Below are 22,343 nucleotides of genomic sequence, written 5' to 3'. Positions count from 1 at the left end.
GTCTCGTGCAGGCGTGCGGCGGGCATTCGCTCGAACGAGTGGGGTGGCGTACGGCAATTCGCCGGATTGTGCCCGGATGAGTGGATCGTGTGGAGACGGTCTCGGCGCGGGTCCGCCGTGTGACACGCTGGATCGGTGTACCGGTTGAGTGTGTCGTGCGGGGGCTTCCGCGATGAGCGTTGACGGGCGGGAAGAGCCACGCGGTGGTGCCGGTGGCGAGGTCGAGGCGGGCAGCCTGCCCGCGCGGCAGGTACCGGCGCAGCGCGAACCGGGCGGGCGGCACGCCGCCGGGGCGAGCGGTGAGCTGCCGCCGTCCGACGGGGACTTGATCGCGCGGATGCGCGGCGGCGACGACGGTGCGTACGAGGAGCTGTTCCGCCGGCACGCCGACGCCGTACGCCGCTACGCCCGCACCTGCTGCCGCGACGGGCACACCGCCGACGATCTGACGGCCGAGGTGTTCGCGCGCACGCTCCAGGCGGTACGGGGCGGGGCGGGTCCGGACCAGTCGGTGCGGGCCTATCTCCTGACCACCGTGCGACGGGTCGCCGCGGCCTGGGCGAAAACGGCGAAGCGGGAGCATCTGGTCGAGGACTTCGCGCTGTTCGCGGAGCAGGCCTCCGTGTCGTCCGGTGACGGCGCGGTCGGGCTCACCGGGGACGACACCCTGGAACTCGGCGCCGACGTACGGGCGATGCACGAGGCCGAGCAGTCGCTGGCCATGCAGGCCTTCCGGAGCCTGCCCGAGCGGTGGCAGGCCGTGCTCTGGCACACCACCGTCGAGGAGGCTTCGCCGAGCGCGATCGCCCCGCTCTTCGGGCTGAGCGCCAACGCGACCGCGGTACTGGCCAGCCGGGCCCGGGAGGGGCTCAAGCAGGCCTATCTGCAAGCCCACGTGAGCACCGCGCTGAGCTCCGGCGGGGACTGCGCCCGGTACGCCGACCGGCTGGGGGCCTATGCCCGCGGCGGCTTGCGGATGCGGGCCGAGCGGGGGCTGCGCAAGCACCTGGAGGAGTGCGCCCGGTGCCGGGTCGCCGCCGGGGAGCTCAAGGACGTCAACGCGGGCATTCCCGCGCTGCTGCCGGTCGCCGTCATCGGGTGGTTCGCCGCCGGGTACGCGGCCAAGGCGGCCGGAGTCGTGGCCGGTGGGGCCGTCGCCGCGGGCGGGGCCGGGGCCGCGGCGGCCGCCGTCGGCGGGTCGACCGCCGGGGCCGGGGCGGGTGCCGGGGCTGGGGCTGGGGCTGGGGCTGCTGGGGGTACCGCTGCGGGTGGGGCCGCCGGGTCGGGCGGGGCTTCCGGGGCCGGCGGAGCGCTGGCTTCGGAAGGGCTGGGGCTTCCGGCCAAGGCCGCCATCGCCGCCGGGGTCGTGGTCGCCGCGGCGGCCGGGGTGGTGTTCGCCCTGACCGGCGAAGACACCGAGCCGCCCGCCCGGGCGCAGCCCGCTCCGAGCGTGGCCGCGCCGGTCGTGCCGGTGCCGCGGGGTTCGAGCCCGGCCGCGCAGGAGCCGAGCCCGTCGGGGGCGCAGCCGCCGGCCGCGCGAGGCCCCGTCCCGGCGGCGGCGGCGGCGCCCCCACCGCCTCCGGAGAGCGTGGCTCCGGCCGCGCCGGCGGCCTCGCCGAGCCGGGAGCGGCCTTCGCCGAGCCCGAGCCCGAGTCCGACCCCGAGTCCGAGTGCGAAGGTGACTCCGAAGCCGAGCCCCACGCCGCCGCCCTCGAAGGCTGCGGAGCCGTTCCGGCTCGCGGTGCTGGACCAGTCCGCCTGGGGGGATCACGAAGGCCCCGAGATCGAGACCTGGCAGAGCAGTTGGGTGTGGCAGCGCTGGGGGCCGAAGATCGGCGGGCAGCGCTACGCCCACGGGATCACCGTCTCCCCCCGGTCCTCCGTGGAGATCGCCCTCAACCGGCAGTGCACGAACTTCTCCGCGCGGGCCGGCGTGGACGGGCTGGCGCTGCACACGGACGGCGAGGTGCGGTTCTCCGTGTACGGGGACGGGCAGCGGCTGTGGCAATCCCGGGCCCTGGGCTACGAGGACCCCGCGGCGAGCGTGTCCGTATCCCTGTCCGGGCACAAGACGCTGCGCCTGGTCGTGGAACGTGCCGGGGACGGCCGACTGCCGACGCTGGCCAGCTGGGCGGACGCCGTCATCAGTTGTCGGTAGGTGGGGTTGAGGGGGCTGCGGCTCTCGTGACCAGGGCCGCTACCTCCGGTGGGGTGAGTGCCGCGCCCGCCGCCGCCTCGCGGGCGTGGTCCCCGGGGCCGAGGGCGGCGCGGGTCCGGGCCGGGAAATCGGCCAGGGCCGTCTCCTCCGGGACCGAGCGCGGGTTGCCCGCGCGCCAGGCGGTGGCGGCCGCGAAGACCCGTACCGCCTCGGCCGGCCGGCCCGCGTCGGCCAGCTGGCCGGCGGCGGTCTCGGCGAGGGCGGCGAGGACCCGTTCCGCGCAGTGCCCGGCCACCGCCGCTTCCAGGGCGGGCGCGATCAGGGCCAGTCCGGCCGCCGGGCCCTGCGCGCGGGCGGTCAGGACGGAGTCGATGTTGTCGAGCCCGGCGGTGAGCTGCGGCGGCCCCGTGACCTTCACGGCCTCGGCACGGGCCAGCCCGGACTCGGTGCGCGCCCGGTCGAGGTCGCCCCGGAAGAGCGCGAGCAGCGAGGAGACCAGCCGGCTGTAGGCGCGCACGTCGTGGGCCACGCCGTACTCCTCCGCCTCCCGGTCCGCCTGCGCCACCAGCCGCTCGGCGGTGTCGAAATCGCCCGCGCAGAAGGCCGTTTCGGCGATCCGGATGAGGGCGAAGGGCGCCTCCACGTAGGCGCCGACCTCGCGGGCCAGGCGCAGGCACTCCTCGTACTCCGTGCGGGCCTGGTCGTACCGGCCCCGCGAGAGCGCGAGCTCGCCGGCCGCGCTCGCCACCGTGGAGCGGGTCCAGCGGTCGCCGACCCGGCCGGCGATCTCGCGCAGTTCGGCGAGGTCCGCGTCGACGGTGGGCAGGCCGCCGGTGATGTCGATGGCCACGTGGGTGCGGAGCATGAGGGTGATGCCGAGTTCCCAGTCGCCGCCGTAGCGGCGGCAGCTCTCGACGGTGGTGTCGAGGTGGGCGTGGAAGTCGAGGGCGCCGCCGGTGAGGTACGCGACCATCGGCCAGAGCATGCCGGGGAAGCGGGCGGTCTCGGGGGTGCCCCGGCGGAAGGCCTCGGTGATGCGGGTGCGGAGGGCGGCGTACTCCGGGGTGTGGAACTTCTCCATCTCGCGGCCCTCGGCGAGCAGGAAGACGCGCAGGACGTGCAGGCGCAGGAGGCTCCAGTACGCCGGGGAGCCCTCGGGCGGGTCGGGCGGGGTGACGGCGAGGACCTCGGTCGCCCACTCGGAGCCCTCGTCACGGTAGTTGCGCAGCCACCAGAACCAGCCGAGGGCGAAGACGAGGCGGTGGGCGGTGTCGCTGTCGCGGTGGGTGACGGCGGTGTGGAGGGCGGCGCGGAGGTTGTCGAGTTCGGTCTCGATCCGGCGGATCCAGGGGAGCTGGTCGGCGGAGCGGAGGTGGGGTTCGGCTTCTTCGGCCAGGGCCGTGAAGTGGGCGGCGTGGCGGTGGGCGGGCGTTTGTTGGGTGGGGGTGCGTTGGGCGGCTGTGTGTTCCGCGGCTCGTTCGGTGGCGTACTCGTGGATGGTTTCGAGCATGCGGTAGCGCATGCCGGCGGGGCCGGCCGGTTCGGCCAGGACCAGGGATTCGTCGACCAGGGAGCCCAGGAGGTCAGCGACGTCCAGGTCGTCGTCGTGGGCGCAGACGGCCTCGGCGGCCGTCAGATCGCAGCCGCCCGCGAAGACGGACAGCCGCCGCAGGACCGTGCGCTCGGGCTCGTCCAGGAGGTCCCAGGACCAGTCGACCACGGCCCGGAGGGTCTGCTGGCGCGGCAGGAGCGTGCGCGAACCGCTGGTCAGGAGCCGGAAACGGTCGTCCAGGCGGTCCGCGATCTGCCGCGGGGTCAGCAGCCGCAGCCGGGCGGCGGCCAGTTCGATCGCCAGCGGGAGGCCGTCGAGGCGGGCGCAGATCTCGGCTACGGCGGCCGGGTCCTCGGCGGGGGTGAAGCCGGGGCGGGCCGCGGCGGCGCGGTCGGCGAAGAGGCGGTGCGCGGGGGCGGGTGGGAGGGGCTCTACGGGGCGGATCGTTTCACCGGGGACGCCGAGGGGCTCGCGGCTGGTCGCGAGGACGCGTACGCCCGGACAGTGCGCGAGGAGGCGGTCGGCGAGGTCGGCGGCGGCCTCGATGACGTGCTCGCAGTTGTCGAGGACGAGGAGCAGGCGGCGGTTCGCGCAGTGCTCCATGAGGAGGGTGGTCGCGTCTTCCGGGGCGGCCTTGTCGCGAGCGGTCTTCTCGCGGGCGGTCCTCTCGCGAGCGACGAGGCTGCTTTCGCGGAGGCCGAGGGCGCTGAGGACGGCTCCCGGGACGGCAGCGGGGTGGTCCAGGCGGGCCAGTTCCACCAGCCAGACGGGGTCGGGGTGTTCGGCTGCCGCGTGCTCCGCCAGGCGGGTCTTGCCCGAACCACCGGGGCCGGTGAGGGTGATGAGGCGCAGGCGGGGCAGGTCGGCCTGGAGGGCTGCGAGTTCGGGTTCGCGACCTACGAAGGAGGTCAGGCGGGGGCGGAGGTTTCCCTGGGGGGTGGCGGCGGAGGTGGGGGTGGGGGTTCGGGGCTTCCGCTGGAGGAGTTCCGCGTGCAGGGCGGCCAGTTCGGGGCCGGGGTCCGTGCCGAGGGCGTCCGCGAGGGTGCGGCGGGTGCGGTCGTAGGCGGCGAGGGCCTCGGCGGGGCGGCCGGCCGCGCGGAGGGCGCGGAGCTGCTGGGCGCGGAGGGGTTCGTCGTACGGGTGCTCGTGGATCAGCGCTTCGATCTCGGGGAGGAGCGTCGCGGGAGCCGTGAGGCCGGAGCGCAGGTCGGCCTCGATGCGGTCGCGGAGCGCGGCCCTGCGGTGGGCCTCGGCGACGGCCGCGTGGCCGGTGCGGGCGGGCTCCGCGAGGTCGGCGAAGGCGGGGCCGCGCCAGAGGGCCAGGGCGGAGCGGAGGGTTCCGGCGGCGGTGGCGGGATCCTGGCCGGCGGCCAGCTCCTGGGCGCCTTGGCGGGCGAGCCGGGTGAAACGGTGCAGGTCCACCTCGTCCGCGGTGGCGACGGCGAGGCGGTAGCCGCCGGCGGGGTCGGCGGGGACGGTGTCCCTGCCGCCGAGGGCGCGGCGCAGGCGGGCGACCAGGGCCTCGAGCGCGGCGGGGGCGTCCCTGGGCGGGTCGTCGCCCCAGACTTCGTCGATCAGGTCGGGGACGGAGGCGGGGCCGGGGCCTTGCCCTTGCCCGGGGCCGGGGCCGGGGCCGGGGCCGAAGCCGGGGGCTGGCGTGGGAGTGGCGGAGCGGATCGCGAGGGCGGTGAGGAGGGCGCGGAGGCGGGGTCCGCCGAGGGGGAGTGGGGTGTTCGTCCCGTCGCGGGCCTCGGTGTTGCCGAGGATCAGGTACAGCACGGGGTCATTCTGCACAGGTGGTGGGGTTGGTGCGGGGCCGTTTTTTCCGGTGGTGGCCTTGCGGCCCGGAACTGCCGCGCCGTTCTCGGCTGCGGCGCCGTGGCCGCGCCTCAATAGCCGGCGGGGCTTGATGTGGTGCCGTGCCGTTGCCCTGGTGCGGGACCGCCCCCGAGCCCCGACCTTTCCCTTTCAGCCCGTCCAGCGTTTGAGGACCGGGTCCGGGCGGAGCCCGGGAACGGGCGAAGGGTGGGGCGGGGTGGGTGCGGGCGCGGGGGTTAGGAGAGGGCCGGGCGGCGGGTGGGCAGGCCCTTGGGGACTGCTCGGCGGCGGGGGGTGGAGGTGCCTGTCCAGCAGGTGCCGCGGCGGGACATCAGGCGGCCCAGCCACAGTTCCATGGAGACGAGTTCCGCGAGGCCGTCCAGCGGGACCGGGCGGCCGTCCGCCGCGTCGAGCAGGGCCTGGCGGACGACCCTGGCTTCGATCAGGCCGGCGTCCGCGAGGAGGGGGGTGGCGAAGAGGGAGAGGAGGGCCGGCAGGGCCGCGCTCAGGCCCAGGCGGGTCGCGGATTCGTTCGGGGCGTTGGCCGTGGCGCCCCAGCCGGGCGGGAGTTCGCGGACCCCGGCCGAGGACAGGACGCTGCGCAGGATCGCCGCCCGCGCGCCGGGCTGGACGCGCAGGGATTCGGGGAGGGCGCGGGCGGCCCGTACGACCTGGTTGTCCAGGAAGGGCGCGTGCAGGCGCTGGCTGCGGACCTCCACGGCCTGTTCGAAGACCCGGTGGTCGGCGGCGTGGCGGGCCAGGACCGCGCGGGCCCTGGCTTCGCCCGGCCGCAGGGAGAGGGGAGGGCGGCCCGCGGCGGCGTGGAGGCGGATCGATACCTCGGCCAGGGCTTCGCCCGTCAGCCAGGCCGCCGCCGGACCCGGGCGGGACCAGGTCAGGGCCGCCAGCGCGGCGTCGACCGGGGAGGCTCCGCCGCCCGTGACCACGCCTTCGCGCAGGCGGGCCGCTGTCTGTTCCATGCCCGCGCGGTACGGCGTACGGGCCAGGCGGCGGGCCGCCGAGTAGATGGAGAAGGGGACCAGGAGGGATTCCCCGGGGGTGGAACGGGTCAGGGCCGCGACCGGGCGCAGCAGGTGGCGGCGACGGCGGTCGAGGAGGAGGTCGGCCAGGCGGGCCGGGTGGGCGTCGAGGACCTGGCGGGCTCCGTGGCCGGTGAAGTGGTCGGCCGAGCCGGCGGCCAGGCGGCGGCGCTCGCGGGCGGCGGAGATGAGGGAGGGGCCGGGTTCGTCGGTGAGGGGGCCGTCGAGGTCGGCGTACGGGAGTGCCTCCTCGGCGGCGGCCACGACCACGTGGTGCAGACGGGGGTTGGCGGCGATGGCGTGGGCGCGTTCCAGTTCGGCCTCGCGGCCCTGGGGCGTGGCGAGGTCGTTGAAGGTGACGGCGAGGAGCCGCTCGCCGGATTGTCGGACCACCGTGCCGGGGGCTCCGGGCAGGCCGGCCGCGAGGAGCGCGAGGGTGGCGGAGGCGCTGCCGCCGGAGAGGTCGGCGCCGACTCCGGGTACGGGAGCGGGGGCGCCGCGGGCCGCCCGCCGGTCGGCGGGGCCCATTCCGGGCACCGGCCCGGGGTCGTAGGGCAGGGTGTCGGGGGCATGGCGGGGAGCCGTGAGCCGGGCGCGCACCGCGTCGACCAAAGCTTCCCGTACGCCCTCCACCGCGCGCTCGGGGTCGGCGGTCGGGGCGGCCACCGCGAGGGAGGCCACCGGCTCGTACCCGGTGATCTCCCGCGAGCCCTCGCGCAGGATGAGCGCGTGGCCCGGCGGGATGCGGCGTACGCCGACGTACGGTGTGCCGTCGCCCAGCGCCTCCGGGCTGTCGGGGCAGGCCAGCAGGGCGGCGAGGTGGCCGATGTCGAGCTGCGCCTCGATCAGGTCGGCGAGCGGGAGGGCGGCGGTGGCGTACGCGGTTCCGCTCGCCCAGGGGGTGTAGAAGACGGGCCGGGCGCCCGCGAGGTCGCCGACCACGGTGATGCGGCGGCCGGCCTGGACCACGGCGGTGTAGCTGCCGGGCCACTGGGTGAGGTGGCGCAGGGCGCCGCCGCGGGCGGCGTAGAGGGCGCGGCGGAGTTCCTCGTCGGTGGCCCCGCAGCAGCCGAGGACCGCGATCCGGGTGAAGGGGTCGGCGGGGTCGGCGGTGAGGGTGCGGATCTCGTCCGGGCGCCAGTCGCCGACGGCCCACAGGGGGTCGGGGTCGCCCCACAGGAGCTGGGCGCCGACGGGGACCACGGTGCGGTCGGCATCGGCGGCTCCCGGCTCGTCGGGGTGGTCCGCGTCGGCCAGGCCGCCTCGGAGGGGGGCGTCGCCCCAGCCGTCGGCCCAGCCGGCGCCATGGCCAGTGCCGGGGCCGGGGGCGGAACCGTTGCCGTACGCCGAGCCGTTTCCGTACGTGGAGCCGTATGCCCCCTGGCCGGAGCCTTGCGCGGCGTTCTGCCCCGCGACCCTTCCGGCCGTGCCGAAGCTCGCGGCGATACTGCTCCAACCCACCAACCAGCGCACCGCCGCCTCCACAGCCCGTGGGCACCTGACCGGGGTGCGAACCGCGCGGTCGGCGCTACTGGGCGCGGCCGGCGGGACCCCGGGTGGCTCGGGGTCCATGCTGCCACGTGACGGGCGTGCGAGAGTGGTTAAGGGGGGCGCACATGCAAACGAACACGCCCCGTCCATGCGGTATTTGGCGTTCCGTTCCCACCGCCCCATAGGTCGGTTTCGGCCATTCTTCGACCGTACTGCGGTCGTGCCGAAACCATCCTGCGGCCGTACCGAGGCCGTACTCCGGCCGAACTCCGGCCGTACCGAGGGCTCCCCGGGCCCGGTGCGCGGAGCGCGGTCCGGGAGGCGGGATCCACCCCCCGGACCGTTCCGCCACCCGCGGGGATTGAGGCAGCGGCATCCCCCGGTCCGCCGGATTCACGCAGCGGGCCGACCCACGCACCGCCATCGAATCGCCGGGCCGGTGGAGCGGCCAGAGCGCACGGCCGGGCGCACGGCCACACGGGCGGAGCACGCGCTGAGACGTGCGCCCCGGGCACGGGACCCCGCCCGACTGTGCATACGGACAACAATCCCGCCATACGGAACTCGGGGCCTTAACGCTTGGGAGGCGGGGAACTACGCTGGGTTTACGAAATGCCGGGCGCCTATGCCCCGGCGGCGTCTGCGTTCCGCGTGTGACGAGGGGTGGCGCATGTCCAGGGAGCTCCGCGAGCCCAATGAGAAGCTCGGCGCCGTCCTCGCCCTCGCGGGCATCAGCAACGCCGGGCTGGCCCGCCGGGTCAACGACCTCGGCGCGCAGCGCGGCCTGACGCTTCGGTACGACAAGACGTCGGTGGCGCGGTGGGTGTCGAAGGGGATGGTGCCGCAGGGCGCCGCCCCGCATCTGATCGCGGCCGCCATCGGCGCGAAGCTGGGCCGGCCCGTACCGCTGCACGAGATCGGTCTCGCGGACGCGGATCCGGCGCCCGAGGTGGGGCTGGCCTTCCCGCGCGACGTGGGGGCCGCCGTGCGCTCGGCGACCGACCTCTACCGGCTCGACCTCGCCGGACGGCGCGGTGGTGGCGGGATCTGGCAGTCGCTCGCCGGTTCCTTCTCGGTGTCGGCCTACGCCACACCGGCCTCGCGCTGGCTGATATCTCCGGCCGACGGCTCCGTGGCGCGCGAGCCGGGGCACGTGCAAGGACAGGGGCAGGGACAGACACAGAGGCAGGCGCACGGGCAGGCGCAGGGACAAGGGCAGGCGCACGGGCAGAGTCAGCGCCGCGGAGCTCCCGCCCACGCGACCGCCCCGTCGCGCGAACCGGTGCCGGGCGCGGCCCCGCCGGAGGGCCTTCCGGCGCCGCCGGGCGTCCTTGTCGGGGGTGTGCCCGCACAGCCTTCCGGTGAAACGCCCGCGCCCGCCGTCCCCGAAGCCGGTCCGCAGCGCGTGGGCCACAGCGACGTGACCAAGCTGCGCGAGGCCGCCGAGGACGCCCGTCGCTGGGATTCCAAGTACGGGGGCGGCGACTGGCGTTCGTCGATGGTCCCCGAGTGCCTGCGCGTGGACGCGGCGCCGCTGCTGCTCGGCTCCTACACCGACGAGGTGGGCCGCGCGCTCTTCGGCGCGACCGCCGAACTGACCCGGCTGGCCGGCTGGATGGCCTTCGACACCGGCCAGCAGGAGGCGGCCCAGCGGTACTACATCCAGGCGCTGCGCCTGGCCCGCGCCGCAGCCGACGTACCGCTCGGCGGGTACGTGCTGGCGTCGATGTCGCTGCAGGCGACCTATCGGGACTTCCCGGACGAAGGCGTGGACCTCGCGCAAGCCGCCGTCGAGCGCAACCGGGGCCTGGCCACCGCCCGCACCATGAGCTTCTTCCGCCTCGTCGAGGCCCGGGCGCACGCGAAGGCGGGCGATTCGGCGGCCGCCGGTTCCGCGCTGCGGGCCGCCGAGGGCTGGCTGGAGCGGGCCCGGGAGGGCGACGGGGATCCGACCTGGCTGGGCTTCTACTCCTACGACCGCTTCGCGGCGGACGCGGCCGAGTGCTACCGCGACCTGAAACTCCCGCGACAGGTAAGGCGATTCACAGAACAGGCACTTTCGCGGCCGACGGAGGAGTACGTACGCTCGCACGGGCTGCGGCTCGTCGTGAGCGCGGTGGCCGAGCTGGAGTCGGGGAACCTCGACGCGGCCTGCGCGGCCGGTACCCGGGCGGTGGAGGTCGCGGGCCGGATCTCGTCGGCGCGGACGAACGAGTACGTACGGGACCTGCTGCACCGGCTGGAACCGTACGGGGACGAGCCGCGCGTCGCCGAACTGCGCGAGCGGGCCAGGCCTCTGCTGGTGACCCCGGCATAGGCCCCGCGTGGCCTCGTTGTCAGTGGCGGGGTGCACTATGCAGGGGTGGGAGGTGTCAGCGTGGGCGGCTTGGGCAGCATGGGCAGAGTGGACTGCGACGTGCTGGTGATCGGCGGCGGAATCGTCGGCCTGTCGACGGCGCATGCCCTCGCCAGGCTCGCGCCGGGGACCCGGGTGGTCGTCCTGGAGAAGGAGGACGGCCCCGCCCGGCACCAGACGGGCCGCAACAGCGGTGTGATCCACAGCGGCATCTACTACAGGCCGGGCTCGCTCAAGGCGCGCTTCGCGGTGCGCGGGGCGGCTGAGATGGTCAAGTTCTGCGCGGAGCACGGCATCCCGCACGAGGTGACCGGCAAGCTCATCGTCGCCACCGAGCGCGACGAGCTGCCGCGCCTGCACGCGCTCGTACAGAGGGGCCGGGAGAACGGCATCCCGGTGCGGGAGCTGGGGCCGACGCAGATCGCGGAGTACGAGCCGGAGGTCCGCGGGCTCGCCGCGATCCACGTGGGGACCACCGGGATCGTGGACTACGGGCAGGTCACCCGCCAGCTCGCGGAGTCCTCGGGCGCGGAGATCGTCTACGGCGGCGCGGTGGACCTGATCTCGCGGCGGGACTCCGGGGTCGCGGTGCGGACGACCAGCGGCCTGGTGGTGCGCTCCCGCGTACTGGTGAACTGCGCGGGGCTCCAGTGCGACCGGATCGCCCGGCTGGCCGGGGACGAGCCGGGCATGCGGATCGTCCCGTTCCGCGGCGAGTACTACGACCTGGCCCGGCCCTCGCTGGTGCGCGGGCTGGTCTACCCGGTGCCGGACCCGGCGTTCCCCTTCCTCGGCGTCCACCTGACCCGGGGCATCGGCGGCGGGGTCCACGTCGGGCCGAACGCGGTGCCGGCGCTGGCGCGCGAGGGGTACGGATGGGGGGTCGTCCGGCCGCGGGACCTCGCCGACGAGCTGGCCTGGCCGGGATCCTGGCGGATGGCCGCGCGGCACTGGCGGTACGGGGCGGGCGAGATCCGGCGGTCGGTGTCGAAGCCGGCGTTCGTGGAGGCGGTACGGAGACTGCTGCCGGCGGTGACCGAAGCGGATCTGGTGCCTTCGTCGGCCGGGGTGCGGGCGCAGGCCGTGCTGCGGGACGGGACGCTGGTGGACGACTTCCTGATCCGGGAGGCACCACGGACGGTGCACGTCCTGAACGCGCCGTCGCCCGCCGCTACCGCTTCGCTGCCGATCGGGCGGGAGATCGCGGCCCGGGCACTTACCGCGCTGCGCGCGGCGTAGCCACCGGGTCCGCCCGTCGGTGGGTCCGGGGACTGCCGCTGCGCGGGGCTGGGTCCCCTACCCGCCCTTCCACCGTTCCCCGGGGCTCCGCCCCGGACCCCGCGCCTCAAACGCCGGCGAGGCTGGTTGGTGCGGCGGGGCTGGAGGGAGTGGCCGGGCTGGGTTTGCCCGGCGGGGCTGGATGGGAGCGGCCCGCGTAGAATCGGCGCATTGTGGCTGACTCTCAAAACCCCCCGCACCCCGCCCCGGAAAGCGCGGAAACCGCGCCGGCGGCGACCCCGTACGTGCCCCCGAAGTGGCGGACCGAGCCGCGGTTTCCCGACGGGCCCGCGCCCGATCCGGCCGGCTCGCACCACGAGCGGCGGATCCGGAGCTTCCAGCCCCGGCGCAGCCGGGTGACCACCGGGCAGGGCGAAGCCCTCAAGCGGCTCTGGGGGACCTGGGGCCTCGACATCGACGGGCATCACGTCCTCGATCTGAAGGAGATGTTCGGCGGGCTTCCCGTCGTCCTGGAGATCGGCTTCGGCATGGGCGAGGCCACCGCGCAGATGGCCGCCGCCGATCCCGGCACCGGGATCCTCGCCGCCGACGTGCACACCCCCGGGCAGGGGAACCTGCTCGCCCTCGCCGAGCGGGGCGGGATGACCAATGTCCGGGTCGCGAACGGCGACGCCATCATCCTGCTCCGCGAGATGCTGCCCCCGGACTCCCTCGCCGGGCTCCGCGTGTACTTCCCCGACCCCTGGCCGAAGGCCCGCCACCACAAGCGGCGGCTGATCCAGCCCGAGTTCCTCGCGCTGGCCGCGACCCGCATGGCGCCCGGGGCGATCCTGCACTGCGCGACCGACTGGGAGCCGTACGCCGAGCAGATGCTCGAAGTGCTCACCGCGCAGCCCGAGTTCGAGAACACCCAGGCCGACGGCGGCTACGCGCCCCGCCCCGACTTCCGTCCCCTCACCCGGTTCGAGGGGCAGGGCCTCGACAAGGGCCATGTCGTACACGACTTGTTGTTCCGCCGCACGGGTAACGCGGAGAACTGACAACGTCACTCCGTGTGTCGGGTCCGCTCGGTAGAGTCATCATGTGTACCGAGCGACCCGACTGTTCCGTGTGCTCCGTGTGCTCCCCATGCCGCGTCTGCGTGTGTACGTACTCGTGGTGCTGCTCGCCGCGTCCGGCGTCGCGATCCTGGAGCTCGTACGGGAGCAGACGGGCACGCCCGGGTTCCTCGTCGGTCTCGCCCTGGCGCTGCTTCCGGTGCCGCCGCTCATGGCGGCGTTCCGGTGGCTGGGCCGGGCCGCGCCGCATCCGTGGGCGCAGCTGCTGTTCTGCTTCGGCTGGGGTGCCTGCGCCGCCGCGCTGATCGCCATACTGGCCAACAGTTTCGCCACCCAGTGGATAGCCGCGGCCACCGCCGATCCCTCCGATGCCGATCAGCTCGGCTCGGTGGCCATCGCTCCGGTGGTCGAGGAGACCGCCAAGGCGGCGGCCCTGCTGCTGGTGTTCCTGTTCCGCAGACGCCAGTTCACCGGCCCGGCCGACGGTTTCGTGGTGGCCGGCTTCACCGCCGTCGGCTTCGCCTTCACCGAGAACATCCTCTACCTCGGCAACGCCTTCGACGAGGACGCCACCAACGGCACCGAGGTGCTGAATTCGGTGACGGCAGCGACTTTCTTCGTCCGGATCGTCATGTCCCCGTTCGCGCATCCGCTGTTCACCGTGCTCACCGGCCTCGGTTTCGGCGCGGCCGCGCTCAGCGTCCGCCGGGCCCGCCGGATCGGGCTGCCGCTGCTGGGGCTGGCCCCGGCCATGGGGCTGCACGCGCTGTGGAACAGCTCCTCGGACCTCGGCGAGTCCGGTTTCTACGTGGTCTACGGCTGTGTGATGGTCCCGGTCTTCGGGCTCCTGGTGTGGCTGGCCGTGTGGCTGAGACGGCGCCGCCTGCGCACGGTCGCCGCGGAACTCGCGGTGTACGCGGCCGCCGGCTGGCTGGGCCCCGCCGAGGTGCCCGCGCTGGCTTCGATGCCGGCGCGTTCGCTGGCCCGCGCGCTGGCCCGCGGGGCGGGGGGCCGCCCTGCCTCCCGCGCGGTCGCCCGGTACGAGGCGGACGCGGTGGCCCTCGCGCTGCTACGTCACCGGGCGCGCGGCGGCGGCCCGGCCCGCGAGCCGGATTTCGCGCTCCGGGAGCGGGAGTTGCTGCTCCGCCTCTGGCTGCGCCGTGCGACGGCGGGCCCGGCGCTGTCCCGGGCGGCGGTCCTGGAGGAGCTGGTGCCGCCCTCCTTCGACGCCCTCGGCTCGGCGGACCGGTTCGGTACGGCCGAGCCGTTCGGTACGACCGGAACGACCGCCACCCCGGCCGTGGACCGGCCCGCGCTGGCCGGCGGGCCCGCGCTGGCCGGCGTACCGGCTCCGCGGGGGCCGTACGGCCTCAGACGTTCAGGCCCCTTGCCGTCAGCCACGCCAGCGGGTCCACCGTAGAGCCGCCTTCGCGCACTTCGAGGTGGAGGTGGGGGCCGGTGACGTTGCCGGTCGCGCCGACGCGGCCGATGGTGTCGCCCGCGGCGACGGTGCCGCCGGTCACCGACATCGAGGACAGGTGGCAGTACCAGATCTCGGTGCCGTCGGGGAGTTCCAGCACGATCCGGTAGCCGTACGCGCCCGACCAGCCGGCCGAGGTGATCTTGCCGCCGCCGACCGCCTTGACGGGGGTGCCGGTGGGGGCCGCGAAGTCGAGGCCGGTGTGGTGCCCGGAGGACCACATGGAGCCGGAGTCCCCGTAGTGCGAGGTGAGGGTGTAGGCGGAGGTGGGCAGGGAGTAGCTGCCGGCCGTAGCGGCGGCCTCCTGCTTGGCCTTGGCCTCGGCGGCCGCCTTGGCCTCCTCGGCCTCGCGCGTTTCCTTGGCGGCCTGTTCGGCCGCCGCCGCCTCGGCCGCCTTGCGCGCGGTCTCCTGGGCCTCGCGCGCCTCCTTGGCGGCGGCCTCCTGCGCGATCCGCTCGGTCTCGGCGCGCTCCTGGGCCGCGGCGGCCTCCTGCTGGGATCCGGCCTGCTGGAGGATGCGGCTGCGCAGGAGTTCACCGGCGTCGGCGCTCCGGTCGGCCTGGCGCGGAATGACCCCGGTCCGCTGCGCGGCCGCGGCGTCCGCGTGCCCGTCCGCGTGCCGCACGTCGCCGTCGCCCCCCAGCGCCGAGGGCAGGGAGGGGAGGGAGGGCAGCGACGGCAGGGATATGGCCACCTGGGGGCGGTCCTGCGCGGTGGCGATGCCGCCCGCGCCGACCGCCGCGATGACGCCGACCCCGAGGACGGTCGAGGAGCGGGCGAGTCCCCCGCGCTGCTTGAGCACGCGGTGCTTCCCGCGCGGCGGCCGGGCCGAGTCCTCGGTCGGGTTCCACTCGCCCCAGGCACCGGCGGTGGGCGGCTCCTGGACTTCGATGCCTTCAGGGGCAGGCGAGTTGGAGGCCACCGGGGCACACTCCTCATGGACGAGCACGCGCACGGTGCCGTCTCTTGCGACGGCTGGGACGACCGCGCTGCGTTATCGAACGGTAATAGAAGAAGGGGAGTGATTCCAAGCAGTTGCGATTGATCGTTAACGACAATCAGCCACCCCCCGAACAGCTCTGGCCAGGACTTTTACCCACACTCAGGTATCAACTCGGGCAAAAATTGGCCGACTCTCCCACCCCTTCCGCCACATCTTCACATTGACGGTCCGTCAGTCACCTTGCTGAACGCGCACTTTCGGTCACGTTCAGTGGTCCCTCGGCACCACCGGCACCGTCCGCCGCCGGTCCCGCTGCCGCTCCCCCGGCCGCGCCACCGCCAGCAGCGCCATGTCGTCCGTGGCCTCGCCGCCCGTGTGACGGCGTACGTCGCCGCCGAGTGCGGTCAGGAGTTCGTCCGGCCCGGGGAAGACCCGCCCGCGCAGCCGGGCCGCCGGATCGTAGAAGGTCCCGGACCCGTCCCGGGCCTCCGTCAGCCCGTCCGTGTACAGGAGCAGCGTGGCCCCCGCCGGAAACGGCCACTCGTCCACCCGGTCCGGCCAGCCGCCCAGGTCCCCCATGCCCAGCGGCAGCGCCGGCTCGGCGGGGGCCAGCACCGCGAGGCCGCCGTCCGCGTACAGCAGCAGCGGCTCGGGATGGCCCCGGTTCACGAGCCGCAGCACGCCGCCGCCCGGCGGGATCTCGCCGAGCACGCACGTGGTGAACCCCTCCACCGCGTCCAGGCTGTCGCGCCGGTTGCCCTCGCGGGCCAGCGCCCGCTCCAGCCGCTGCGCCACCGCCTCCAGCGAGGGCTCGCTCTCCGCCGCCTCCCGGAACGCCCCGAGGACCACCGCCACGGCCTCGACCGCCCCCAGCCCCTTCCCCCGTACGTCGCCCACCGCGAGGCGCACCCCGTACGGGGTGTCCTGCACGGCGTACAGGTCGCCGCCGATGAAGGCGTCCGCCTGCGCGGCCTCGTAGGAGGCGGAGACGTGCAGCCCCGCGATCAGTTCCGCGGGCGTCGGCAGCACGGCGCGCTGCGCGGCCTCGGCGATCCCCCGCGCGGAGGCGAGCTGCGCTCCGCTGCGCCGCACCACGGTGTTGATCAGCGTGGCCAGCCCGGAGACGGTCAGCACGGTGGCCAGCTCGGTCAGGGACTCCACCTGCCAGGTGGTGCCGTTGTAGACGTGCAGCAGGAGCACGGCGACCGTGGACAGGGCCCCGATCAGCATGGTGGAGCGCAGGGAGAACAGCGGGGCGGCGATCAGCGGGGCCGCGGAGAAGAAGGGGGAGCCGGTGAAGCTGGGCGGGGTCAGGAGGTCGAAGAGGAGACCGAGGACGATCAGGGTGAACGGGAGCGCGCTGACGATCCGTCGGACCACGGGGCTGCCGGCGGCCGCGCCGAACACGCGCCCGCCCCTGCCCTGCCGGCCCAGCCGCACCACGCTGCTCTCCTGCCGCCCGGTCCCTCGCACGGGTGCGGGCCCGCCGCCGCCTCGCTCCCCAAGGCTGGCCGCACGAAGGCCCGTACGGCGACCCGGACGGGACCGTTCGGGTGACGGGCGGGGATGCGCGCATGTGCGCGGGGCGCAGGGTGCGGTGCGCGGGGCGCAGGGTGCGGGCGTACGACGAAGGCCCGGTCCCCCCAAGGGGACCGGGCCTTCGTACTGAGTAGCGGGGGCAGGATTTGAACCTACGACCTCTGGGTTATGAGCCCAGCGAGCTACCGAGCTGCTCCACCCCGCGTCGGTAAACCCAACTCTACGCCATCTGGGGGGAGGCCTCCGCCAATTAACGCCCGCACCGCCCCCAGGAGGGCATCACCGCAGGTCAGAGGGGTGAAGACGACTTGGCGCCCCGCCCGGCCGAAGCCGGGTGGGGCGCCAAGTGGCGGGCCAGAGGGGTCAACCCCCGCCCGCGAGCAGTAGGCCATGTCGGACTCGAACCGACAACCAACGGATTAAAAGTCGACGAGCCCGAGTGATATCGGCTGGGGCCCCGTTCCTGTCCATGCCGTTCCGGCTGGTCAGAACGGGTGCCCCGGCCACCCGACCACCGGCCCGTATCACTCCGTCCGTAGGCGTCCGGGCTCACAGCGGGCTCACTTCGTACACCCTCTGACCTGCTCGTCTGGCTGCTTCCGCCGGTGCCGGTGACGACCTCTACGCAGCCTCGGGTACCGGCTGTGCCGCATTCGTGTGAGGTGTGGGAGAACGCTGCGTCGGTTGCTCCGTTCGGGCCTAGGGTGGGCCGCGATTCGGCCGGGGCTGCTGCGCCCGGTCTGGCACAGCTCGGCCCGGAGGACGCATGGAACACCTGCGGCTGCTGCGACGGCGGCCCGTACTGGTGCTGTGGCTCGCACAGAGCCTCTCGGTCCTCGGGGACCGCCTCTATGCCCTCGCGGTCATGTGGGTCGTCTACGCCGCGACGGGCTCGGCGTCACTCATGGGCTTGGTCGCCGTGGCTGAGTCGCTGCCGTACATCGCCCTCGGCACCGTGGGCCGGCGGATCGTCTCCCGCTTCTCCTCGTACCGGGCACTCGCATGGGTCGACGGGGCGCGGGCAGCGGTCGCGGTCGCGCTGCCGTTCCTGTGGTCGCCCGACGCGCGGGGCATCGCTCTGCTGCTCGCCGGTGTGCTGCTCCTCGGCACGCTCGGGGCGCTCTTCGATCCCAACCTCGGCGCCCTGGTGCCCGATCTCGTCGAGCCCGAGCGGGTGCAGCAGATCACGGGTCTCCTCGACCTCACGGGCCGCATCGCCCGTATCGCGGGCCCGGCCAGTATCGGCCTGCTGCTGCTCTTCGTCTCCGAGGTACAGCTCTTCGCCTTGAACGGCGCAACGTTCGCGGTGTCCGCCGTGGCGCTGCGCTGGCTGGCTCGCCGCTACGCGACCTCGGCAGGTGGAGCTGCCGAGCGCCCTGGGGGCAGGGTGCGGTCGTCAGTCCCGGCGGGGCCGGTGCTGCGTGAGCACCCGCGGGTCGGACTGGCGATCGGCCTGCACGGGGTAGCGCTGTTCTGCTCGGCCGTGACTGCCATCGGTATGCCGGCCCTGCTCGCCACCCGGTACGGGGCGGGCGCCGCGGTGTACGGACTCGTCACGGCGGCCGTGGGCGTCGGGGCGCTGCTCGGTAACCCCCTCGCGAGCAACCGGCGCTCGGGCGGCTGGCTGACCGTCTACTGCGGTGCGTGGGCGCTACAAGGCGCGGCGACCGCCTGCATGGGTCTGGTGCTCGATCTGCCCGCGCTGCTCCTGCTCGCCCTGCTGACGGGCATCGTCACCCCGGCTACGAGCGTGACCCTGCGCGCGCACCTCGGCGCGTTCGCCCCGGCGGAACGGCTGCGCCTGATGTCCGTCGATCAGACGATCATCCGGGCCGGCGGCACGGCCGGAATGCTCGTGCTGCCGTTGCTGGTGGACGCTTCACCGCGAGGGGCCTTCGTCGCGGGCGGGGTCATGGTCACAGGAACGGCGCTCGGCGCGTTGCTGGCAGCCTCACGACTGCGGCGGCGGGATGCGGCCCTGCCGGCCCTTTCGACGGCTGGCCGATGAACCGTGGTGCTCAAGATTGAAGGGCGGGGCGGCCGGATTCGAACCGGCGTCCTCCTCCATGCTGTGTAGGCGCACTACCTCTGTGCTACGACCCCGCTTGCGGTGATCATAGGCAGCCCGCCCCACCACGGGGCCAGCGATTTTCCCGGGGCTACGCGCCTCACCCCCCGCCGGTGGTGCAGGTCCGGCGAGGGGCGAGGCGGGCGGAGAAGCGGCGGTTACGCCGCGGGCGCTTCCGGCTTCCACTCGGCCGCGTCGAGCGCGAGCCAGTGCTCGACGGTCACGTTCTCGAACGGGACGCCGATCTCCTGGTAGATGCGGGTGTGCATGGCGCCGAACCAGGCGCCCCGACGGTCGTCGAAGAACGCGCGGTCGTACCAGGCGACGCCCAGCAGGACCGTCCCGCCGCCGTTCTCGTTGTCCGGGTCGGCCTCGAAGTACGTGCACTCCCAGTCCCAGAGCATCTGCTCGTCGGGGCGGGAGCGCAGCCGCTCGTCGCTGGCACGCAGGTGCTCGATGCACCGCTCGACGGTCGCGGCGTCGGGGCAGTAGTACCGGCAGTCGCTGAACGCCACGACGCTCTTGCTGCCGCGCCGGGCGGGGTCGACGTCCTCGCCGGTGAGCACCCGGACACGGGTGATCGGCGGAGCGCTGGTTTCGAGGATGGTCACGGTGGTTCTCCTCTCGTTGCCGATGGTGCGTTGCAGGTGGTGCGTGATCACCAGCTCGACCCGGTCAACGGGTACAGGCTGGGGCTGTGGGGGCCGCTCGACCGGATGGCACCGGGAGCGACGTAGCGGATGTTCAGGCCGATCCGGGCGCCGGCGGTCGTGTTGCTGTCCGAGCGGTGCAGGAGCCGGACGTCCATCAGGCATGCCTGCCCGGCGTCGAGCGGCAGCCATAGGCCGTGGTCGTGCGGCCCGTTGGGCATGCCCTGCACTCCGAGGGCTCTACCTCGGCGGGCGCTGCTCGCCTCGCGGTCGTTGCCGAGGTAGCCGCTGGCGTGTGAGCCGGGGATGACCTGCAAGCATCCGTTGGCGGTAGTCGCGTCGGTAATGGCGAGCCAGGCCGCGACCGAGCGGGCGGGGTCGAGCTGCATCCGTCGGTTGGTGCCGTCCTGGTGCCAGGGCACGCGGAACTCACGGCCAGGCCACTTGATCATCAGAAAGGTGTTCTCGACGGCGACCGCCTCGCCGATCGTCTCCTGCACGGCGGCGAGCAGTCCGGGGGCGCGTACCGCGTGCGCGGCCCACTCGGACCGCAGGTGCGCGTCGAGCACGACCTCGGTCCGCTCGGCCCGGTGCTCGGCGATGACCTCGGCCGCTCGGGCGCGGGCTCGGCTGTTGGTGTTCCACTCCAGCCCGGTCCGGTATCCGTCCTCGCCGAGCGGGCTCGGCCCCGTGTAGCTGATGGTGAGGGGCGCGCTCATCAGGCTTCGCCCTTCGGCCGGCAGCGGGTGCACTGGCAGGGAGGGAAGGCGAGGGAGTTCATGGGCGGGCTGTCCCGGATCCCGGGCCCGACGACCACCTCGGCACGCTCGTGGACGACCTCTCCCGTCTGGCCGTTGACGTCGTACACGCGAATGGTCATGGGCATGCGCACTCCCGCTGCTCAGGGGCGTTGTGGTTCGGTGTGTCACCAGTGCACCGCTTGAGAGGGCGTCATGGGCGAGCGGGCACCGGACGTTTGGGCGGACGTTTCCACGCCCGAGTCCGGGGCCAGATCACTACGGTGGGTGCACGACCCGTAGCTGCGAGGGGGAAGCGCATGACGGAACAGGAGTCGGGCGGGCTGGCACGGTTACGGCGGGCTGCCGGCCACACGCAGGAGACGTTCGTCAAGGCGTTCCGGCAGGAGTCCGCCCGCCTCGGCGTCGCCGCCGCGGTGAGCGTCCGCCAACTGCGACGGTGGGAGAGCGAGACGCCCCCGCCCCTGCCGCACCCGGGCCAGCAAGCCGTACTTGAAGCCATGTTCGGCATGCCCCTCGCCGAGATGGGGTTCGACGTCCCCGGTCATCGCGTGACGGTTGCGGCACCGATCAGCGACGCTGGAGAGGTGAAGAGGAGAACGTTCGTCGCAGACGCGGGCGCCCTCGCTGCCGCTGCTCTGCTGCCCGCCGCGCCGGGCCCACGCATCGGCACGGCCGATCTCGGGCGGCTGAGGGAGCGCCTCGACGGGCTCTACCAGACAGACCACACCGCGGGCAGCGTGCCGGCGAGCACGCAGGCCGAGCGCATCGAGGCGGAGATCACGCGAGCCCTGAGCGGCGCCTCGTACACCGCCGGTGTGGGCCGTGAGCTACAGACGATGCTCGCCGAACTGCACGGACACCGGGCCTGGTACGGCTACGACGGCGGACGCATCGCGGAGGGCCGCGCCGCCTGCATGGAAGCCCTCGCCGCGGCGCAGCTCGTCGACAACCCGCTGCTACAGGTCTCCGTGCTGGAGACGCTCGTACTCCTCGCGGTCAAGGCCGGCCGGTCCTGGGAGGCTGCGAGTGCCGTCGAGAACGCCTACCGCCTCGCGACCCAAGCAGGGGCGGGTGCGACGGTGCACCTCGTGATCGCGCTCCGCGACGCGAACGTCGCCACACACGCCGGGGACCTGTCGGGTGCACGCCGCGCCCTGTCCCGTGCCGTCAGCTACCAGGGGCGCGCGGACGCCGACACGGACGTGCCCAACTGGGCCAAGTTCGTGGGTCCGTTCGAGGTCGACTACGCCACGGCGGACATGTACGTACGAGCAGACCAGCCCAAGCGCGCCGTGCCGTTCCTCCGGGCGGCCGTGCGCGGTATTGGCGGTGGGCTCGCCCGGAACAGCGCCTCGTACCGCGTCAAGCTCGCCGGTGTCCTCCTTGCCGCGGGGGAGGTCGACGAGGCGTGCGCCGAGGTGGGCGGCGTGCTGGATACCTGGGGAGGCATCGCGTCTCCCCGGCTGCTGGGCAAGGTGCACGATTTCCAGCGGACGGCCGGGGTAGTCGACAGCCCAACCGCTCGCGAATGCGTGGCACGTATCCGCGAAACCGTGTGAAAGGGCCGCCGGATGAGTCAGTCAGCACAGGCCAGCGTCGAGCAGCTCGACGGGCCGGCCGCCGCCAGGGCCGAGGAAGCGTTCCGCCTGGTTTACGCCGAGGCGTTCGCCGAGCCGCCCTACGACGAGACCGAGACCGACGTCGCAGCCGCGTTCCGCCGCTTCCGGTCCCAGACGCGCAAGACCACCTTTCGCGGCGCCCTGGCGAGCGCCTCGGACGGTGAGGCCGTCGGCATGGCGTACGGCTACCCCCTCGGGCCGCAGACGGGCTGGTGGGACCAACTGACCGTGCCCGTGCCCGACGAGATGCGGCGCGAGGACGGTCGGCGGACGTTCGGCCTGATGGAACTCGCCGTGCGTGCCGCATGGCGCAGGCAGGGCATCGCCCGCCGCCTGCACGATGCCGTCCTCGACGGCACCGAGGCCGAGCGGGTTCTGCTCAACGTCCACGCGGACAGCAAGGCGGCCGTGTCCGCGTACCGGGCATGGGGATACCGCAAGATCGGCGAGGGGGGCGCCCCGGGGGGGGGGGGGCCCCCCCCCCCGGGGGGGGGGGCCCCCGCCCGCGGCGTGACCGCGCCCCCCGGGGGGCGCCGCCCCGGCGGGGGGGCGCGCACACCAAAACCCCCCC

The 22,343-nt window shown here is 74.3% G+C and carries 14 protein-coding genes, 2 tRNA genes and 1 pseudogene; 8 read left to right on the top strand and 9 right to left on the bottom strand.

Translation table 11 applies throughout. The annotated features are described in order from the left end of the window. The first annotated feature begins 172 nt into the window (after positions 1–172). Positions 173–2,158 carry a sigma-70 family RNA polymerase sigma factor gene (locus ACFXDJ_RS01670; protein WP_384847467.1) on the top strand — a complete coding sequence of 662 codons (1,986 nt, stop codon included), beginning with the start codon at positions 173–175 and terminating at the stop codon, positions 2,156–2,158. Here ACFXDJ_RS01670 and ACFXDJ_RS01665 read toward each other — a convergent pair. Next, positions 2,145–5,489: a BTAD domain-containing putative transcriptional regulator gene (locus ACFXDJ_RS01665; protein ID WP_384661298.1), complete on the bottom strand. Its 3,345-nt coding sequence runs from the start codon at positions 5,487–5,489 to the stop codon at positions 2,145–2,147. The genes ACFXDJ_RS01670 and ACFXDJ_RS01665 overlap by 14 nt on opposite strands. 275 nt (positions 5,490–5,764) lie before the next feature. Then, complete coding sequence (locus ACFXDJ_RS01660) at positions 5,765–8,041, bottom strand: asparagine synthase-related protein (protein WP_384661295.1); 2,277 nt, start codon at positions 8,039–8,041, stop codon at positions 5,765–5,767. A gap of 688 nt (positions 8,042–8,729) precedes the next feature. Between ACFXDJ_RS01660 and ACFXDJ_RS01655 the strand changes: the two genes are divergently transcribed. From ACFXDJ_RS01655 to ACFXDJ_RS01640, 4 genes are all read left to right on the top strand, one after another. Next, entirely contained in the window at positions 8,730–10,376 is a 1,647-nt protein-coding gene (locus ACFXDJ_RS01655) for a sporulation protein (protein WP_384661292.1), read from the top strand. Between the two features lie 78 nt (positions 10,377–10,454). Further along, complete coding sequence (gene lhgO / locus ACFXDJ_RS01650) at positions 10,455–11,654, top strand: L-2-hydroxyglutarate oxidase (protein WP_384661289.1); 1,200 nt, start codon at positions 10,455–10,457, stop codon at positions 11,652–11,654. Positions 11,655–11,938: 284 nt separating this feature from the next. Next, positions 11,939–12,694 (top strand): tRNA (guanosine(46)-N7)-methyltransferase TrmB, encoded by a 756-nt coding sequence (gene trmB / locus ACFXDJ_RS01645; protein ID WP_384654552.1) that lies wholly within the window; start codon positions 11,939–11,941, stop codon positions 12,692–12,694. Between the two features lie 88 nt (positions 12,695–12,782). Further along, positions 12,783–14,132 (top strand): PrsW family intramembrane metalloprotease, encoded by a 1,350-nt coding sequence (locus tag ACFXDJ_RS01640; RefSeq protein ID WP_384654543.1) that lies wholly within the window; start codon positions 12,783–12,785, stop codon positions 14,130–14,132. Here the strand turns inward: ACFXDJ_RS01640 and ACFXDJ_RS01635 are convergent. From ACFXDJ_RS01635 to ACFXDJ_RS01625, 3 genes are all read right to left on the bottom strand, one after another. Beyond that, positions 14,083–15,114, bottom strand: a complete 1,032-nt coding sequence (locus ACFXDJ_RS01635) for a M23 family metallopeptidase (RefSeq protein ID WP_384654540.1) — start codon at positions 15,112–15,114, stop codon at positions 14,083–14,085. The genes ACFXDJ_RS01640 and ACFXDJ_RS01635 overlap by 50 nt on opposite strands. Positions 15,115–15,402: 288 nt before the next feature. Next, positions 15,403–16,578: a PP2C family protein-serine/threonine phosphatase gene (locus ACFXDJ_RS01630; RefSeq protein WP_384654538.1), complete on the bottom strand. Its 1,176-nt coding sequence runs from the start codon at positions 16,576–16,578 to the stop codon at positions 15,403–15,405. A 227-nt stretch (positions 16,579–16,805) separates the two neighbouring features. Then, positions 16,806–16,879, bottom strand: a tRNA-Met gene (locus ACFXDJ_RS01625). 561 nt (positions 16,880–17,440) lie between these two features. On the opposite strand from ACFXDJ_RS01625, the gene ACFXDJ_RS01620 reads away from it, so the two are divergent. Then, entirely contained in the window at positions 17,441–18,682 is a 1,242-nt protein-coding gene (locus ACFXDJ_RS01620; RefSeq protein ID WP_384654535.1) for an MFS transporter, read from the top strand. 22 nt (positions 18,683–18,704) lie between these two features. Here ACFXDJ_RS01620 and ACFXDJ_RS01615 read toward each other — a convergent pair. The 4 genes from ACFXDJ_RS01615 to ACFXDJ_RS01600 all read right to left on the bottom strand — a co-directional run bounded on the left by ACFXDJ_RS01615 (position 18,705) and on the right by ACFXDJ_RS01600 (position 20,272). Next, positions 18,705–18,779, bottom strand: a tRNA-Ala gene (locus tag ACFXDJ_RS01615). 121 nt (positions 18,780–18,900) lie between these two features. Next, on the bottom strand, positions 18,901–19,353 hold the full coding sequence (locus tag ACFXDJ_RS01610; RefSeq protein ID WP_384654532.1) for a hypothetical protein: 453 nt from the start codon (positions 19,351–19,353) through the stop codon (positions 18,901–18,903). A 47-nt stretch (positions 19,354–19,400) separates the two neighbouring features. Further along, the gene (locus tag ACFXDJ_RS01605) at positions 19,401–20,111 is read right to left on the bottom strand and encodes a phytanoyl-CoA dioxygenase family protein (RefSeq protein WP_384654529.1); all 711 of its coding nucleotides are present in this window, start codon (positions 20,109–20,111) and stop codon (positions 19,401–19,403) included. Then, positions 20,111–20,272 (bottom strand): hypothetical protein, encoded by a 162-nt coding sequence (locus ACFXDJ_RS01600; protein ID WP_384654526.1) that lies wholly within the window; start codon positions 20,270–20,272, stop codon positions 20,111–20,113. The genes ACFXDJ_RS01605 and ACFXDJ_RS01600 overlap by 1 nt, the downstream gene beginning before the upstream one ends. Before the next feature lie 177 nt (positions 20,273–20,449). On the opposite strand from ACFXDJ_RS01600, the gene ACFXDJ_RS01595 reads away from it, so the two are divergent. Both ACFXDJ_RS01595 and ACFXDJ_RS01590 read left to right on the top strand, forming a co-directional pair. After that, positions 20,450–21,712, top strand: a complete 1,263-nt coding sequence (locus tag ACFXDJ_RS01595) for a hypothetical protein (protein ID WP_384654524.1) — start codon at positions 20,450–20,452, stop codon at positions 21,710–21,712. A 12-nt stretch (positions 21,713–21,724) separates the two neighbouring features. After that, positions 21,725–22,222, top strand: a pseudogene (locus tag ACFXDJ_RS01590) (GNAT family N-acetyltransferase); the annotation flags it as partial. Between the last annotated feature and the right edge of the window lie 121 nt (positions 22,223–22,343).

This window comes from Streptomyces sp. NPDC059443, from assembly GCF_042750105.1.
Taxonomy (GTDB): Bacteria; Actinomycetota; Actinomycetes; order Streptomycetales; family Streptomycetaceae; genus Streptomyces.
The sequence above is the reverse complement of the archived record's forward strand: the minus strand, read 5'-3'. Positions and strand labels throughout refer to the sequence as shown.

Bases quoted from the DNA above. Each gene is read 5' to 3' on its own strand.
- ACFXDJ_RS01670 (WP_384847467.1), top strand. From the start codon at position 173: ATGAGCGTTGACGGGCGGGAAGAGCCACGCGGTGGTGCCGGTGGCGAG.
- ACFXDJ_RS01655 (WP_384661292.1), top strand. From the start codon at position 8,730: ATGTCCAGGGAGCTCCGCGAGCCCAATGAGAAGCTCGGCGCCGTCCTC.
- lhgO (WP_384661289.1), top strand. From the start codon at position 10,455: ATGGGCAGAGTGGACTGCGACGTGCTGGTGATCGGCGGCGGAATCGTC.
- ACFXDJ_RS01640 (WP_384654543.1), top strand. From the start codon at position 12,783: ATGCCGCGTCTGCGTGTGTACGTACTCGTGGTGCTGCTCGCCGCGTCC.
- ACFXDJ_RS01620 (WP_384654535.1), top strand. From the start codon at position 17,441: ATGGAACACCTGCGGCTGCTGCGACGGCGGCCCGTACTGGTGCTGTGG.
- ACFXDJ_RS01605 (WP_384654529.1), bottom strand. From the start codon at position 20,111: ATGAGCGCGCCCCTCACCATCAGCTACACGGGGCCGAGCCCGCTCGGC.
- ACFXDJ_RS01600 (WP_384654526.1), bottom strand. From the start codon at position 20,272: ATGACCATTCGCGTGTACGACGTCAACGGCCAGACGGGAGAGGTCGTC.
- ACFXDJ_RS01595 (WP_384654524.1), top strand. From the start codon at position 20,450: ATGACGGAACAGGAGTCGGGCGGGCTGGCACGGTTACGGCGGGCTGCC.